This window comes from Haloplanus sp. (assembly GCF_028275055.1).
Classification (GTDB): Archaea; Halobacteriota; Halobacteria; order Halobacteriales; family Haloferacaceae; genus Haloplanus.
The window spans coordinates 1-14,745 of record NZ_JAQCNJ010000064.1 but is presented as its reverse complement, the minus strand read 5'-3'; the positions used below and the strand labels follow the sequence as shown (position 1 = coordinate 14,745).

At 65.2% G+C, this 14,745-nt stretch carries 15 protein-coding genes and 1 pseudogene; 8 read left to right on the top strand and 8 right to left on the bottom strand.

Annotated elements, in window-relative coordinates:
• Positions 1 to 15: 15 nt before the first annotated feature.
• The 4 genes from Q0925_RS08715 to Q0925_RS08700 all read right to left on the bottom strand — a co-directional run bounded on the left by Q0925_RS08715 (position 16) and on the right by Q0925_RS08700 (position 4,408).
• A complete protein-coding gene (locus Q0925_RS08715) occupies positions 16 to 1,434 on the bottom strand; it encodes an MATE family efflux transporter (protein ID WP_299334268.1) in 1,419 nt (472 codons plus the stop codon).
• Positions 1,434 to 2,027 (bottom strand): TetR/AcrR family transcriptional regulator, encoded by a 594-nt coding sequence (locus tag Q0925_RS08710; protein WP_299334265.1) that lies wholly within the window; start codon positions 2,025 to 2,027, stop codon positions 1,434 to 1,436. Before Q0925_RS08710 ends, Q0925_RS08715 begins: the two co-directional genes overlap by 1 nt.
• Before the next feature lie 75 nt (positions 2,028 to 2,102).
• Complete coding sequence (locus tag Q0925_RS08705) at positions 2,103 to 2,732, bottom strand: metalloprotease (RefSeq protein ID WP_299334262.1); 630 nt, start codon at positions 2,730 to 2,732, stop codon at positions 2,103 to 2,105.
• Positions 2,729 to 4,408: a TraB/GumN family protein gene (locus Q0925_RS08700; protein ID WP_299334259.1), complete on the bottom strand. Its 1,680-nt coding sequence runs from the start codon at positions 4,406 to 4,408 to the stop codon at positions 2,729 to 2,731. The genes Q0925_RS08705 and Q0925_RS08700 overlap by 4 nt, the downstream gene beginning before the upstream one ends.
• Before the next feature lie 61 nt (positions 4,409 to 4,469).
• Here Q0925_RS08700 and Q0925_RS08695 point away from each other — a divergent pair, with 61 nt between their 5' ends.
• From Q0925_RS08695 to Q0925_RS08685, 3 genes are read left to right on the top strand one after another with little or no spacing between them, the layout of a single operon-like run.
• Entirely contained in the window at positions 4,470 to 5,786 is a 1,317-nt protein-coding gene (locus tag Q0925_RS08695) for a glycerate kinase type-2 family protein (protein ID WP_414652104.1), read from the top strand.
• A gap of 47 nt (positions 5,787 to 5,833) precedes the next feature.
• On the top strand, positions 5,834 to 6,193 hold the full coding sequence (locus Q0925_RS08690) for a DUF7552 domain-containing protein (protein WP_299334253.1): 360 nt from the start codon (positions 5,834 to 5,836) through the stop codon (positions 6,191 to 6,193).
• Positions 6,190 to 6,960 (top strand): DUF7260 family protein, encoded by a 771-nt coding sequence (locus tag Q0925_RS08685; protein WP_299334250.1) that lies wholly within the window; start codon positions 6,190 to 6,192, stop codon positions 6,958 to 6,960. The genes Q0925_RS08690 and Q0925_RS08685 overlap by 4 nt, the downstream gene beginning before the upstream one ends.
• 83 nt (positions 6,961 to 7,043) lie before the next feature.
• Here Q0925_RS08685 and dpsA read toward each other — a convergent pair whose 3' ends face one another.
• Positions 7,044 to 7,592 carry a DNA starvation/stationary phase protection protein DpsA gene (gene dpsA / locus Q0925_RS08680; RefSeq protein WP_299334247.1) on the bottom strand — a complete coding sequence of 183 codons (549 nt, stop codon included), beginning with the start codon at positions 7,590 to 7,592 and terminating at the stop codon, positions 7,044 to 7,046.
• Between the two features lie 186 nt (positions 7,593 to 7,778).
• Here dpsA and Q0925_RS08675 point away from each other — a divergent pair, with 186 nt between their 5' ends.
• The 3 genes from Q0925_RS08675 to Q0925_RS08665 all read left to right on the top strand — a co-directional run bounded on the left by Q0925_RS08675 (position 7,779) and on the right by Q0925_RS08665 (position 9,587).
• Positions 7,779 to 8,414, top strand: coding sequence for an ArsR/SmtB family transcription factor (locus Q0925_RS08675; protein ID WP_299334243.1), 636 nt, complete (start codon positions 7,779 to 7,781; stop codon positions 8,412 to 8,414).
• A 48-nt stretch (positions 8,415 to 8,462) separates the two neighbouring features.
• On the top strand, positions 8,463 to 8,924 hold the full coding sequence (locus Q0925_RS08670) for a bifunctional nuclease family protein (RefSeq protein WP_299334240.1): 462 nt from the start codon (positions 8,463 to 8,465) through the stop codon (positions 8,922 to 8,924).
• 444 nt (positions 8,925 to 9,368) lie between these two features.
• A complete protein-coding gene (locus tag Q0925_RS08665; protein WP_299334238.1) occupies positions 9,369 to 9,587 on the top strand; it encodes a hypothetical protein in 219 nt (72 codons plus the stop codon).
• A 347-nt stretch (positions 9,588 to 9,934) separates the two neighbouring features.
• On the opposite strand, the gene Q0925_RS08660 is transcribed toward Q0925_RS08665, so the two are convergent.
• Positions 9,935 to 10,600, bottom strand: a complete 666-nt coding sequence (locus tag Q0925_RS08660; RefSeq protein ID WP_299334236.1) for a potassium channel family protein — start codon at positions 10,598 to 10,600, stop codon at positions 9,935 to 9,937.
• 328 nt (positions 10,601 to 10,928) lie between these two features.
• On the opposite strand from Q0925_RS08660, the gene Q0925_RS08655 reads away from it, so the two are divergent.
• Together Q0925_RS08655 and Q0925_RS08650 are read left to right on the top strand one after the other, a co-directional pair.
• Entirely contained in the window at positions 10,929 to 12,356 is a 1,428-nt protein-coding gene (locus Q0925_RS08655) for an APC family permease (protein WP_414652103.1), read from the top strand.
• A 1-nt stretch (position 12,357) separates the two neighbouring features.
• Positions 12,358 to 13,005, top strand: coding sequence for a potassium channel family protein (locus Q0925_RS08650; protein ID WP_299334232.1), 648 nt, complete (start codon positions 12,358 to 12,360; stop codon positions 13,003 to 13,005).
• Between the two features lie 305 nt (positions 13,006 to 13,310).
• Here Q0925_RS08650 and Q0925_RS08645 read toward each other — a convergent pair whose 3' ends face one another.
• On the bottom strand, positions 13,311 to 14,021 hold the full coding sequence (locus Q0925_RS08645; RefSeq protein WP_299334230.1) for an Hsp20/alpha crystallin family protein: 711 nt from the start codon (positions 14,019 to 14,021) through the stop codon (positions 13,311 to 13,313).
• A gap of 491 nt (positions 14,022 to 14,512) precedes the next feature.
• Positions 14,513 to 14,745: pseudogene (locus tag Q0925_RS08640) on the bottom strand (hypothetical protein); the annotation flags it as partial.

The following is a 14,745-nucleotide window of genomic DNA, read 5'->3' as shown; positions in this document are numbered from 1 at the left end:
GTCGCAGCCGGGTGGTCAGTCGTCCGCCGGATCGTCGACTACCTCGGCGACGCGTGGGTCGGGCGTCTCGCTCGACCGCCACGTTCCCCGACGGTACCAGAGGTACGCGATGACGGCGCCGAAGACGTTCGAAATCAGAAAGGAGATCCAGACCCCCGGCGGTCCCATGGGACCGGACGCGACCCACGCGATGGGAAGACGAATCCCGCCGAGCATCGTCACGGCGATGGCGGCGGCGGTAAGTGTCTTGCCGGCGCCGCGGAACCCGCCGTTGTACGAGCGCATGATCCCGATGAAGCCAAACGAGGGGGCCACGTACCGGAGAAAGGTCGCCCCTACCTCGATGACCTCGGCGTCGTCTGTGAACAGGCCAACGATCGGATCGGCGAACAGAAAGGTGACCACGCCGGCGGCCGCGAGAACGACGAACGTGGTTCGTGCGGCGACGCTGGCGGTCAGGGCCGCCCGATCGTAGTTGCCCGCGCCGATGTTCTGTCCGGCCATCGTCTCGACGCCCCGTGCGACGGCGATAGCTGGCAGAAAGATCACCGAGAACACCCGGACACCGATGCCGAACGCCGCCACGACCGGCGTCGAGAACGTTCCAACGATGAACATCAGGAGGTTGACCGCGATTGCTTGACCGGTCCCCTCGATGGAGGCGGGGACACCGATACGGAGGAGTCGTCGCCCGTAGACGGGATCGGGAATCACGTTCCGGGGCCGGATACGGACACCTCGTCGCCCGGTGATCATGATCCAGAGGCCAACGACGAACGCCAACCCACGGGTGAAGACGGTGGCGATGGCCGCGCCTTCGATACCCCACTGTGGGAAGAACCACCACCCGAAGATGAGAATCGGGTCGAGAACGATGTTGAGAACGACCGATCCGAGCATGACGAGCATCGGTGTGATCGTGTCGCCGTACCCTCGCATGAGCGAGACGAACACGAGAAAGCCGAAAATAAAGAAGATACCGAGCGAGATGATCTCCATGTACGCGGTCGCGAGGGGCAACACGTCCGGTTCCGGCCCGAGGAGGACGAGGACGTCGCCGACGGTGAGGTAGGCGATCGCGCCGATACCGACGGAGATGACCCCAGCGAACCCGACGGTCTGTGAGGCGGCGTACTCGGCTTCCGCCTCCTCACCGGCCCCGGTGTACTGGGCGACGAGGATACTCCCCGCCACCGCGAGCCCCAACCCCAGCGAGATGATGAGAAACACCATCGGGAACGCGAAACTGATCGCGGCGAGGGCCTCGGTGCTGTACTGGCCGATCCAGAAGGTGTCGGCGAGGCTGTAGGCCGTCTGGAGAAGGTTGGTGACGACGATGGGCAGGGAGAGATACAACAACGGCGGTCCCACGTCGCCACTCGTCAGGTCGAACTCATCTTGGGATTTGAACAGATCTCGGGGGTCGGGCACCATCAGCCGATTCCCCCGGCGAGACGGTCACCGATCGCCGCTCGAATCGCCGTGTGGACCCCTCCGTCGTCGCCGAGAACGATCCGTCGGGAATGGCCGCCGTCGACGAGTGTCACCAGAAGGGTTGCGGTCGTCTCCGGATCCACGTCGCTTCGAAAGACGCCCGCCTCGACGCCCTCTGTCACGATGCGTTCGATCTCGTCGTGGAGATACCGATCGAACCGTTCCAGTCGGGCGCGGAACTCGTCATCGTGGGGCGCACACGCCCTGATCTCGAACAGCGCGGTCCGCAGTTCCCTGTTGGCCGCCGTTCCGGGCGGGTCGAGTGCATCGTCGATCAGCGCACCGAGGCGGTCGGTCGCGTCCCCCTCGCCGGGGTCGGTAACACAGTCGGTGTACGACTCAAAGAGGTGTTCGAGAAAGGCGAGCAATAAGCCGCGTTTGGTGTCGTAGTGGTAGTGGAGGGCGGCCTTGCTTTTGGACCACTCGTCGGCGATGTCCTGCATCGTCAGATCGGCGTGGCCGTGGCGACAGAGGGCGCGGTATGTCGCACACATGATGTCGTCGGTTCGGTCGCGAACCGGGTCATCGGACACAGGCTAACTGACCGGTCAGTCAGCAAAAGGCTTCGGAACTCCGCCCGCGTTCTCCGCTCTCGCCCCGTTGGCCGCTCAGAACCCGATTCCGAGCACGAACACCACGGCGATGGTGAGGAGGAGGGCGGGGACGAACGTGATGAGAAACACGGGCTTGCTCCAGTCGAGAACGGTCCGGCCGTCCAGCGCGCCGAACGGGATGAGATTAAACGCCGCCAAAAAAAGGTTGATCGCGACGCCCCGACCGCCCACGAGCGAGAGGAGTGGCGATCCGATGGCCAGTCCGACGACGTAGACGGGCGCGAAAACGACCGCGAGAAGACCGTTGGTGATGGGGCCGGCCAACGCGATCAGTCCGTGTTCCCGGGGCGTGAGGCGGCCGCGGTGGTGGACCGCACCCGGGGCGGCAAAGAGAAACCCAACCAGCGCGCTCACGAGAGCCAAAAACAGCATGCCGTAGTCGGCGCGGAACTCCGCGACCTGGCCGAACCGGACCGCGGTCACCTTGTGAGCGAGTTCGTGCAACAGAAAGGCGAAGCCGGCGGTGACGAGGCTGACGACGAGGGGGACGAGAACGCCATCGGAGACGAGGCTGTCGATCGCCCGGTTCCCGCCACCGGCAAAGAAGATGGCGAAGGCGGCCCCGAGAACGATCCACGCGACGGCCAGATCCCGGAGTTCGCGCGTGCTGAACCGGAGGTTCACGCGATGGTCCTCCAGACGAGTTCGGCGCTGTTTCGCGCGCCCTCGAGCATCAGCCGGCCGACGCCCTCAACGCCGCCGATCTCCGTCGCAAAGAGAGGGAGAACGTACACCGCAAAGAGTACACTGGCGATCATACTCCCGACGTTGGTCATCGCGACGATCATGATGAGTCGGAAGAGGGGAACGTCGAACAGTTCCGAGACGAGTCGACGGATCGGCTTCTCCTCGTCGCTCAGGAGGTCGTTGAGTTGTCCGATGTCGGCGACGTTGACCGGCGTGTGCCGGAGTTCGACGTAGCCGGTGAACCACCCCGGCGCGAGCAGCGGGTTGATCGAGGTCATCCACGCGACGAGGCCGCCGACGGCCGTCGCGGACCAGCGCGCGCCGGCGAGTTTGGCGAGACCGGCCGCAAAAACGCCGTTGATGACGAACCACGCGGCGAACAGCCGCAGGAGAAAGCCGTCACGGACACCGGCCATCGCAAGCAGGACGAAGAAGGCGACGAAGCCGACCGAGACGAGAACCCCGACGGCCTTCAGCCACGGGATCCCACCCCCGGAGTCGGTGCCGACGAGCGACTCGCGGGGCGGGAGCGTCTCCGGGGCCGCGAGGTAGGCTTCGATCCCCTCGCGGTGGCCCGCGCCCACGACTGCCACCACGTCCCGGCCGGTCTTCCGCAACGCGACGAGTTCGTGGGCGATGTACGCGTCGCGCTCGTCGATGAGCGCACGAGCCCCCCCGGGGCTGAACGCGCGGAACTCCTCCATCATGACGCTCACCACGTCGGCATCCGTGAGATCGGACAGGTCGAGTTCCTCCAGACCCTCCTCGTCGGTTCCGCCGTAGCCGAACAGGTGGGCGGCCGTCCCACCGACCAGCCCGACGGTCGCGCCGCCGGCGATGCCGACGGCGAGGCTCCCGACGGCACGGGCAACGAAGGTGCCAAGCGAGTCGACGATACCTCCCCCGAGACCGAGACCGATCCCGCCCACGAGGCCGGCGGCGACGCCGACGCCAACGGCCGCGACGAGCGCCTCGTCGGGGTCGAGAACCGCGTCGGCGACGGTGCGACCGACGACCCCGACGCCGAGGGCAACTATGACGCCGCCGGTGACCCGGGAGAGAACGGACAGCGTGAGCCCGAGTTCCGGGCCAAACAACCCGATGACCGGCCCGGCGATCAGCCCGGCGGCGACGCCGGCGACCAACCCGACCCCACGCGCGTCTGTGATACCGAAAGCGAGACCACCGATGAGGCGGACCTTTGCAACCGGGCCGAGCCGCGCCCAGAACCGCTGGATCGTCATCTGGATGTCGCGGTCGACCAAAGCCACGTCGATGCCGAGGGTCTCCGCCGTCCCGACGGCTGCCATCATGTCCGCGCCGGGCTCGATGTCGAACCGATCGCCGAGGCGGGCTTGGACGTAGGAAAGCATCCAGTATGCGAGAAACTGGAAGACGGTGTTGCCCCGTAACAAATCGCCAGGCTCGATGTCGTCGGGTGTCTCGCCCTGAAGCTGTCGGTACCGCCCTTCGTCGAGTTCCACCGCGACGACGTCCGGGCGCTCCTCCTCGATGACGGCCTCGACCTCGCGGGCGCTGTCGGCCGAGACGTGTGCCGTGCCCACGACCCGAACACGCCCCTCCCGGTCGGCCGACGCCGTGGGATCGCTCATTACCTAGCGGTACTGTCGCACGCTTTTTACCCTTGTCGAAGGGAATCAGAGCATGGTTTCCATCGAGAACGAGGCGGCACTGGCATCGACCCCCGCACGGGAGACGGCGCTCGCCTGTCTTCGCGCGGGTATCGACGCGGCCAGACCGGGTCGCGTCATCGCCGCATCGGTCCGCCTCGACGGCGACACGCTCCACCTCGGCGAGGCGACCTACGACCTCTCGGCTACCGACCGGGTTCTCGTCGTCGGCGGCGGAAAGGCCGCCGACGGCGTCGCGACGGCACTGGAGAACGTTCTCGGCGACCGGATCGACGCCGGCGTCGTCGTCACACCGGATCCCGGCGAGGGCGACCGGATCGACCGCGTCCGGGGCCATCATCCGGTCCCTAGCCCCGAGGGCGTCGCGGGAACGGATCGGATCCGTGGCCTCGTCGACGACGCCGACGACCGGACACTGGTGCTCGCGGTCATCACCGGCGGCGGGAGCGCGTTGTTGCCCGCGCCGGCCGGGAACGTCTCTCTCGATGCCCTCCGCGAGACGACCGACGCGTTGTTGAACGCCGGCGCGAGGATCGACGACCTCAACGCGGTTCGAAAGCACGTCTCGACGCTCAAAGGTGGCGGCCTCGCACAGCTGGCCGCCCCTGCGACCGTCGCGAGCCTCGTGTTCAGCGACGTGGTTGGAAACGATCTGAGCGTCATCGCCAGCGGCCCCACCGCGCCGGACGACTCGACGTACGACGACGCGCTCTCTGTGCTGGCCCGGTACGGCGTCGACCCGCCCGGGGCCGTTCTGGAGCGGCTAAAACGCGGTGCCGCGGGTGATCTGTCGGAGACGCCCGGTCCCGACGACCCCGTTTTCGAGCGCGTCACGAACCACGTCCTCGCGGACGCTTTCACCGCCATCGACGCGGCCCGAACCGTTGCCCGTAACCGGGGCTACGGAGCCTGTGTTCTCTCCTCGTCGGTACGGGGCGAGGCCCGGGAGGCGGCACTGACACACGTCGCCGTCGCCGAGGAGATGGCGGCGACGGGCAACCCCGTCGACCCGCCCGCGGTCGTTCTTTCCGGCGGCGAGACGACGGCGACGGTCCGCGGCGACGGTATCGGCGGTCCAAACGCCGAGTTCGCACTGGCGGCGGCGGTCGAACTCCCCGCCTCGGCGACGCTCGGCTGTGTCGACACCGACGGCCGCGACGGCAGCAGCGACTTTGCCGGTGCCGTCGTTGACGGCGACACCGTTTCAGCGGCGGACGCCGCGCGCCGCGCTCTCGCCGACAGCGACGTCTTCAACTACCTCTCCGATCGCGACGCCGCCATCACCACCGGTCCCACGGGGACGAACGTCAACGATCTCCGGGTGCTCGTCGTGGAGTGAGGGGATCCGACGAAACGCTTATATTGTTTTAGGTAGGCCTAAACCCTATGGTCGAGCATCGCAGTCCAGAGACTCACGGCGGTAACACGCCGGGACTCCGCGAGTGCCGTCGGCTGATCGAGTCGCTGGCCGGCGAGGGGTGGTTCGTCGTAACGTGTGCCCGAACCGGGGAGCCACCGGCCCCGGTCGCGGGACTACACTTTCCCGACCGGCGGGCCGCGGCGACTGCCGCACGCCTGACTGCCGTGTATCGGGCGACGCTCCGGGAGTGGGACCCGGAGACGCCGTGGCGGGATCCGGTCGTCCGTGAGCGACGACCGGACGCTCCCGACCGGAGGCGTGGGTCACGCGTGCCGGGGCGCTCTCGGACCGGTCTTCCCTCGGCGGGAGGTGAGTCGTCGCCGTGACCGTTGAGACACGGATCCCGGCGGCCATCGAACGGGCACGGGACGAACAAGCGACCGTCGACGCGAAACTGACCGCCTACGATACGTTTGTCGACCGGGTCCGGAACGTGACCACCGACGTTGTTTCGGGCGGGGTGTCGGCCCCCACCGGGACCACCGTCGCGACGGGGACCAACCGGGGCGGCTGTGCGGCGGTCCGTGACGCCTTCGACGCAACGGTTCGCGACGTTGCGGGCGTCGCCGACGGCGAGTCCGTTTTCGAGACGATGGCGGGCGAACTCGGCGAGGAACTCGCGGTGGCGCTTGCGCCGACGACCGGGTCGGCGCTCACCCCCGCGTTCAAAGAACAGGTGGTCTCGGCGGCGACCGACCGCCGTTTTCAACTGCGGACGATGGCGAGTGCACTCGAACGGGAGGTGTCGTCGCTGGAGAACGCAAGTGAGGCGGTCGAGACGATCCGAGAATGGGTAGACCGCGCCGACGGGACACCGCTGACGGCTCTCGACTTCGACGACCTTCGGGAGCGCCACGACCGACTGGATGACTGTCTCGGGCGGTGCGAGCGACAGGCACGCACACGACAGACGCTTCTCAACGGGTCGACCGGCGAACACGGCCGTGTCGGTCTCGAACACCGGTGTCTTGTCGACTATCTTTACGAGGATCTACCGGTCGATCACCCCGTGTTGGACGGCGTGACGGCGGTCGTTGCGACGTGTGAACGGTGTCAGCGAAACGTCCGTGCACACCTCACGCGCTGTGTCTGAGGACGGCACCGTGACGGTGACCGGACCAACTTTCGAACGGATCCGGCTCGTCGGTCGTCCGCAGCAGAATAGGTAGTTGTGGGTTAGTTTGTCGCCGATTCGAGGACCAGCGTGTCGTCCTCGAGGTAGTGTTCGAGGTGGTGGGCGTGTTCCTCGAGGGTCAGCAACTGCTGGCGGAGGAGTTCGGCGGTCGCGTGGTCGCCGAGACCCACGGCCAGTTCGACGTGGTCACGCACCGTCTCGATGATCTCACCGTACATCACCATGTCGTTGCGCAGCGAGGTCCGGATGTCGTACACGTTGCTGTCCTCGGGTTCGACGGGGGCGTGCTCCTCGAGCCGGCTGCCGCTCGCGATCGGGACGCCACCGAGCGCCTGTGCGCGCTCCGCGAGTTCGTCTGCGGCTTCCTCGGCGTCCTCGGCCGCCTCACCGAGATACTCGTGGATCCCGAGGAACTCCGCGCCTTCGACGTTCCAGTGATGTTTCTTCAGCTGGTGGTAGAGTACGTACGTCGCGGCGAGATCCGTGTTGAGCGCCTCGATGATCTGCTCGCTTTTGTCTTGGTCGATGCGGAGCGCTTCCGATGCCTCGATTTCGTCGGCCTGCTGTCGGACGGCTGCCTGTTTGCTCATTGCAATTACGTGTAGGGACTCCACCCACTTACACTTTTTCGCTGTGACTGGTTGTCACGGCCTCAGGCGCCAGAAATCAGGGGTTTGAGTGGTTTTACGACCGGCTCACGATCCCCCCAGCCACCCCCGTGATCGGCCACGGTCGAGAAAGGAAGGTTTGTACCCTCCCCCACCGTAGGCCACGATATGGCAGACTTGCTGCCCTCGCGTCCAGACACCTCCGCGGCCGAGGAACCCGACCCCCGTGTCGTCGGCCTCGACAACGAGGACGCCGACGACCTCCTGTCGGCGCTCTCCTCCGACACCGCCCGCGAGGTGCTTGCAACCCTCCACGACGAACCGGACACGCCCTCCGGTGTGGCCGACCGCGTCGACACGACCCTCCAGAACGCACAGTACCACCTCGGCAACCTCGACGACGCGGACCTTATCGAGGAGGTCGATACCATCTACTCCGAGAAGGGCCGGGAGATGAGCGTCTATGCCCCCGCGGACCGTCCGCTCGTGGTGTTTGCCGGCGGCGAGGCCGAGAGCAGTGGGCTCGAGGACGCTCTCAAGAGCCTGCTCGGAGCCGTCGGGTTGTTGAGCGTCGCGAGCCTCGTTGTCCAGTGGCGCCTCGGTGAACTCCCCGGCCTCGCCGCGACCGGTGGAGCCGACGCGGGGGACGACGGTGGCGGCGTCTCGACGATGGATGCCGAGACCACACAGGCCGCCGTCGAGACCGGGACCTCGCTCCCGCCCGGCGTTCTCTTCTTTCTCGGCGGCCTCCTCGCCCTCGCGGTGGTCGGGGTCGTTCTCTTTCTCCGACGGCGTCGACGCTGACCGCCGCCCGCCCGTAGCTATTCATACTTCCCGTTCAAACGGCCGGCCATGGAACACACCGCCGAGGTGACCGGTATCGGGGTGGGCACCGGCGAGGACGGATCGAACGTTCCCGCGGTCCTCCTCGCCGCCAGAACGGAGTATCTGCCTATCGTCATCACGGCCGATCAGGCCCGCGCGATCCAACTCGGGCTCTCGGGCGAACCGTTCGAGCGACCGCTGACACACGACCTCCTCGTCGAGATGCTCACCGAGTTCGGTGGTGCGATCGACGGTATCCGCATCGACGACCTCGCCGACGGCACCTTTTACGCCAAGATCGACGTAGAGCGGTACGAGGAGGGCCAGTCCCGGTCGTTCGTCTTCGACGCCCGCCCCAGCGACGCCATCGCCCTTGCCGTCCGGGTCGACTGCCCGATCACGGTCACCGACGGCGTTCTCGACAGCGCCGGCAGACCGGAAGACGAGTTCGAACCCGAACGGATCGACGACCTCGACGACGACCGCTGAACCGGCCGGTTCGGCCCGGCCTACGGGTCGCGTGAACCGTTTTATCATCTCCGAGACTCTCTGGGCGGCCGACGCCGGGACGACGCGGCCGCGATGCCTGCGGAGTCACACACCGAACCGACGGAGGTGGGGTTTCCGAACCACACGAACACGCACGGCCGAGCGCTCGGGGGCTGTATTAACCGGGCGTCTCTGGGGCCACCGCGGCGGTGGCCCCCGCCGATCTCAACTCTCCAGTTGACCCGGGTGAGGTGGTGGTTGCCCGGGCCTGTGTTCGGCACACTCCTCCGGGGCGGCAACGGGGCACGGTCGCCCACCCGGATTCGTTCGCTACCCCATTCCTCTTTGGCGTCCGGTCTCGGTTCGCTCAGATCCTCAAAACGCGGTTCCGCGTGAAAATGTCGTCAAATAAAGCGGCCACCGACCGAAAGCCGCGTACACATCATGAGCAACACCCAGCAAGATGACGTGAGGGGTATCCTGAACGAAACGACCATGACGATCCACAAACACGAGACAGGGACCGAGGGGCTCCGAGCGTTGTGTGGACAGACGTACCACCTCGAACACGGCCAACTCCGGATGATCCGCGTCAAGCAGGCCACGGAGACACTCGACGCGGAGAAATGTGGTCGTTGTTTCGAGAACGGCCGGGGATACTGACCTCCGCGGACGGGGTGTCGTCAGGCCGTCGACCATCGTGCCCGCCGACCGCTTGGATTCACACGACCATGCCGGCCCCCGGGACACGTTCCCGGGCGGGCCTCCCAGGTGGTGGGTGTGAGAACGGTGTGGCCGGTGCCATCGCCGTGCCGAACCACACTCCGCGACCGATACGGGGTCGTGGTGGTGTAGCGGTGTCTCCGACATCACAGGGATCATCGGGTGTACGACCGTTGTCGGCCCACCGCGGCCTGAAGCTATCGGTCGCGTGGCTATCGCGGCCGCCGTCCCGAAGGTGTGGAGAAAAAGAACGCCCCGTCCGACGAGACGATACGGACGGCTCGACGTTACCCTCTGAACAGCCGAACCACCTCATCGCTGACACCCGTCCTGACGGCAACCAGATATCGGAACCCGGGTTCCAACACCATCTCGGCGCCCGGCAGTTGATTGCTATCACGCCCGGCGACGACGACGGCCCCGCGTGGGAAGGTGACGTCCTGGAGTTCACGGTTGGCGACCGGAGCGTCTTCGGTCACCGTGAGCTCGAGCAGCGTGAGGTCTCCTGTAACCTCCTCTATCGTTTGGACGCCGCTGCCTGCGACGTGCATGATCTCGTTGGTCGCCGCGTGTGCTGCCAACTCCTCCGGATAAACCACCCGATCCACGAGCCCGGTGTACTCGTCTCTATCGCCGTGGTCGATCCGCGCGACGGTTCCGATGTCAGGTTCGATGTTCGTCGCCATGGTACAGATGCCGATGTTCGTCATCGCGCCGTACCCGGTCAGCCCCGCGACGACGTCACTCCGCTCGAGACCGGTCTGTTTTAGAATCGACCGGCGACCGCCATCCCCCTGAATGATGGTCGCGTCGTATTTGTCGCTCAGAAACTCCACCCGGTCGCGGTCCTTCTCGACGATAACGACGTCGTGACCGCGCTCGGAGAGGTGTCGCGCGGCGTGATAGCCGACGTGTTGACCTCCGATGATCACGACTCGTAGGTCTGCGCTCATTCGCAACGCTTCGGTGCGCATACAATTGTAGGTTACGCACGTTCGTGGCGGCTCTGTGCCCTCCGCTCCACCACTGCGTGGATGCGACACACGCCGCGTCCGCGCGGTCGAAACGTCAGTGCATCCCGGGGCCACGGCAGTGGATCACGTGTTCCCCGTCCGATGGCAGGGGGGTCTTGACCAACCGGGAGCAGATTGATGTGGGTACAGACGTTAATACCGGTGTACGCGGAATGACTGTTCTCATACACACAACTCGGGCATCGAAAGCGTGAGCAGCCACGACCAGAGGGAACCGGAGGCCGAACTGGGCCTGCTGGATGCGACGATGATCGGGATGGGCGCGATGATCGGCGCCGGAATCTTCGTGCTCACCGGTCTTGCGGCCGAAATCTCCGGCCCAGCCGCGTTGCTCGTCTTTCTCCTGAACGGGGTTGTGACCGCGTTCACCGGGCTCTCGTACGCGGAATTGGCGTCGGCGGTCCCGAAAAGCGGTGGCGGCTACGCGTTCGTGCGCGAGGTTTTCGACGACTTCGGCTCGTTCATCATGGGCTGGATGCTCTGGTTCGCGTATATGATCGCCGGTGCACTGTACGCGCTTGGATTCGCACCGAACTTTCTTGAACTGCTGCACGTCTACGGCGTGGTCGCGCCACCGGATCAGGTCGGCGCGGTGATCCTTCCGGTGGTGGGGATCGGTGTGCCGGCGAAATTCATCCTCGCGTTTGTGGCAGTCGCCGGACTCGTGGCGTTGAACGCGGCATCAACCGCCGCGAGCGGAAGCGCCGAGACGGTGTTCACGATAATCAAGGTCTCGATTCTCGTCGTGTTCGTCGCGTTCGGGTTCTTTTCCGCCGGCGGCGGCGGCGAAACCAGTTTCACCTTCCAGAACTTCGATCCGTTGTTTCCAGCGGGGACCGGCGCGTTCAGTATCCTCCCCGCGATGGGTCTGACCTTTATCGCGTTTGAGGGGTACGACCTCATTACGACCGTCACAGAGGAGGTCGAAAACCCCCGTGAGAACATCCCCAAGGCCATCTTCGTTAGCCTGGCCGCGACCGTCGTGGTGTATCTGTTGGTCGTGACGGTCGCGATCGGCACGTTGGGTGCCGAGGAACTGGCCGCCGCCGGTGAGGCCGGTATCGCGGCGGCAGCGACCTCGTTCATGCCGACGGGTGTGCCCATCATTCAGAACGGCGGCGCGCTCATCGTCTTCGGGGCCGTGTTCTCAACGATCACCGCGTTGAACGCGGTGGTGATCGCCTCATCACGGGTTGCCTTCTCGATGGGTCGGGAGGGCCAGTTGGTACAGTCGATCGGGCAGATTCACTACCGATTCGGCACACCGTTCGTCGCGGTGCTACTGAGCGCGGTCGTCATGCTCGGGTCGGTCTTTCTCCCCACACAAAGCGCGGGCAATATGTCTAGTCTGTTCTTTCTGTTGTCGTTTATCATCGTCAACGTCGCCGTGATCAGACTCCGCCAGGAGCGACCGAACATGAACCGACCCTATGAGATCCCGTACTACCCGATTCCACCGATACTGGCCATCGTCCTGAACGCGATACTCGCCGTCGTGTTGATCGGATTCCTCATCCAGACGGATCTGCTCGCGCTTCTGCTCAGTGTCGGCTGGTTGGGTGCCGGCGCGGTGATGTACGTTGCACTCAACAAATACCGAGCACGGGGAACCACCGATGAGGAGGGGCAGACACCCACGGAGCAACCGGTCGCAGACAGGCCGAGGGAGGAATAAGATGACACAGGACATCATCATCGCCGGTGGCGGCCGCGTCGGCTTTCAAACGGCCGAACTGCTCGCCGCCCGAGACGAGAACGTAACCATCATCGAAGCAGACGAGAACCGCATCGCCGAGATTGCCGACGCGTGGATCGCCACCGTGATCCAGGGCGACGCGTCCGATCCGGACATTCTCGAAGAAGCCGGCGTCGGCGGTGCGGATACCATCGCCGCGTTGACGGAACTGACGGGATTGAACCTCGCGGTCTGTCTGCTGGCCACGCAACTCGCGGACGGAATCCGGACGGTCGCCCGCGTCGACCGGGAGACCGATGGGGCGTACGACCGGTTCGTGGACGCCGTTGTCTACCCCGGAGAAGCAGGCGCACGGGTCGCAGCCAACAAGACCGCCGGGAGAGGGGTTCAGACCCTGGCAGCCGTCACCGGAAATATCGAGATTCTTGAGATCAGCGTCGCCGAAGGCGCACCCGCGGCCGGAAAAACGCTCGCCGACGTGTCCTTTCCAGCGGGAACATTGGTTATCTCGGGTGCGGACGGCAGCCGGATCTTGAAGCCGGAGACGACGCTGACCCCGGGAAGCCAGTACGTGGTGGCCGTCGAACCGGGTGTCGTCGATGAGGTACTCCAACTGATGCGTGGGTAGCGCCTACATGGGAGCCGACACACGGTACCACGTTAGACGTCTGACACATCTTGCGATCCGTTCGGAGACGACGTTCGTTCCGTATCGTACGCCCGCTCCGAAGGTGTCCACGAACACACCCTGAAGCGATGGCGCGTGACGCTCGACCACGCTGTCGGGACATCCGATCCCGGTGCCGTACAGGCGACCGACACGCCCGGAGCCGGCCGAATCCGGGCCAGTACCACACCAAACGGACGGGTGCGCGAATAAAACGTGAAGCCGGCGTGAGCCGCCCGCCCTGAGACTCCGGGGAACGCGGCCCGCTACTGAACACCGATACGCTTCGTGCTCTCCGATTCGACCTTGGGAAGCGTAATCGTCACCACACCCTTGTCCCATGTCGCGGACGCTTCGTCCACGTCACACTGGGCTGGGAGTTGGACCTGTCGTTGCATGACTTTGCCACGTTCGGCCATGACTGGGCTGGCAAGTTGGTCCTCCTGTTGACTCTCGATTCGCTCAGCCGAGAGGCTGATGGTGCTGTCCGACGCCTGAATCTCGATCGAGTCACTATCCACACCGGGCAGGTCAGCGAAGATACGCACCTCCTCGTTGCTCTCAATCACGTCAACTGCGGGGGAGTGTTGCTGTTGGGCCTCTGCCTGTGAAGCCTGCTGTTGGAAGGCCGTGAGTTGCGGTGACGTGGCTTGCTGACTGAACGACGGCGACGCCGCGTGGCCCTGTTGAGCCTGTTGTTTCTGGTAGCCCTGCTGGCCCGGAGCACTCAACTGCTGTTGAGCCTGCGCTTGGTTCGATAGCTGTGCCTGTGCCAGCTGGGCTGCCTGTGCCTGTGGTCGCGTCTGGCCGGTGAGAGCGTCCTGTTGTGTCGATTGTGTGACCCCCGATGATGCGGCTTCGATAGCCGCCCTCGCGGCCTGTGCGCCCACGTTCGACGCCAGGCGCAACAACCCGTTTCGCTCCTGGGAGAGAGACTCAACCGAGTGGGTGTCTGCTGCTGTGCCAAGTTGTGACATGGCGACACGAACTGTTTCACAGCGAGTGAATAAAACCGTGCGTTCACGAAAAAGTTAAAAAATTATCAAATCATTACGACACGAACCACCGCGACTCCGGAGGCCCCTTCGGGCCGGTGACACGGTTCGTGTGTGCCCGTGGACGGTGCCACCCCCGGACGAACGGCCCACCGCTTCGGTCGATATCCTACTTACCGCCTGCGAGAAACTCGAACTGTCGACCGACCGCCGTAGGTTCGCTCAGACTCCATCGCTGCTCTGTGATGTGAGTTCGCCGAACACGGTGTGTCCACCGCTCGATTCACGCATCCGACACCGACGGCGTCACGCCGCCTTCCCACTGCTCTGCCACGATTTTCCGGTTCGACGACCGGCCGGGTGTCGCCTCAGCGGTTCGGGCGACACCAACGTCACCGGATAGCGCCCGACTTGCCCGGTAAGAGGTGCACCGGATCCGATGGCCTTCATCAACGTCGGGCCGGTGACACCGGTCACTCGAAGTCCGGCAGATCGTCGGGCGCTTCGTACTCCGTCTCCCAGTCGACGTAGTCGTCTTTCAACACCTCACAGACGAATTGTCCGAGTTCGGTCAACCCGGCGTTGATTGCCGACACGGTGCCCCACGAATCCAGATCGGGGTGGTAGTTCCGTTCTTTCCAGTCCTCGGGGATACCGGGCGCGTGGTAGCCGACCCGTTCGGCAAAGGCGTCCCAGAAGAAATCGA

Bases quoted from the DNA above. Each gene is read 5' to 3' on its own strand.
- Q0925_RS08715 (WP_299334268.1), bottom strand. From the start codon at position 1,434: ATGGTGCCCGACCCCCGAGATCTGTTCAAATCCCAAGATGAGTTCGAC.
- dpsA (WP_299334247.1), bottom strand. From the start codon at position 7,592: ATGAGCAAACAGGCAGCCGTCCGACAGCAGGCCGACGAAATCGAGGCA.
- Q0925_RS08645 (WP_299334230.1), bottom strand. From the start codon at position 14,021: ATGTCACAACTTGGCACAGCAGCAGACACCCACTCGGTTGAGTCTCTC.
- Q0925_RS08660 (WP_299334236.1), bottom strand. From the start codon at position 10,600: ATGAGCGCAGACCTACGAGTCGTGATCATCGGAGGTCAACACGTCGGC.
- Q0925_RS08655 (WP_414652103.1), top strand. From the start codon at position 10,929: ATGATCGGGATGGGCGCGATGATCGGCGCCGGAATCTTCGTGCTCACC.
- Q0925_RS08670 (WP_299334240.1), top strand. From the start codon at position 8,463: ATGGAACACACCGCCGAGGTGACCGGTATCGGGGTGGGCACCGGCGAG.
- Q0925_RS08665 (WP_299334238.1), top strand. From the start codon at position 9,369: ATGAGCAACACCCAGCAAGATGACGTGAGGGGTATCCTGAACGAAACG.
- Q0925_RS08690 (WP_299334253.1), top strand. From the start codon at position 5,834: ATGGTCGAGCATCGCAGTCCAGAGACTCACGGCGGTAACACGCCGGGA.
- Q0925_RS08650 (WP_299334232.1), top strand. From the start codon at position 12,358: ATGACACAGGACATCATCATCGCCGGTGGCGGCCGCGTCGGCTTTCAA.
- Q0925_RS08700 (WP_299334259.1), bottom strand. From the start codon at position 4,408: ATGAGCGATCCCACGGCGTCGGCCGACCGGGAGGGGCGTGTTCGGGTC.
- Q0925_RS08675 (WP_299334243.1), top strand. From the start codon at position 7,779: ATGGCAGACTTGCTGCCCTCGCGTCCAGACACCTCCGCGGCCGAGGAA.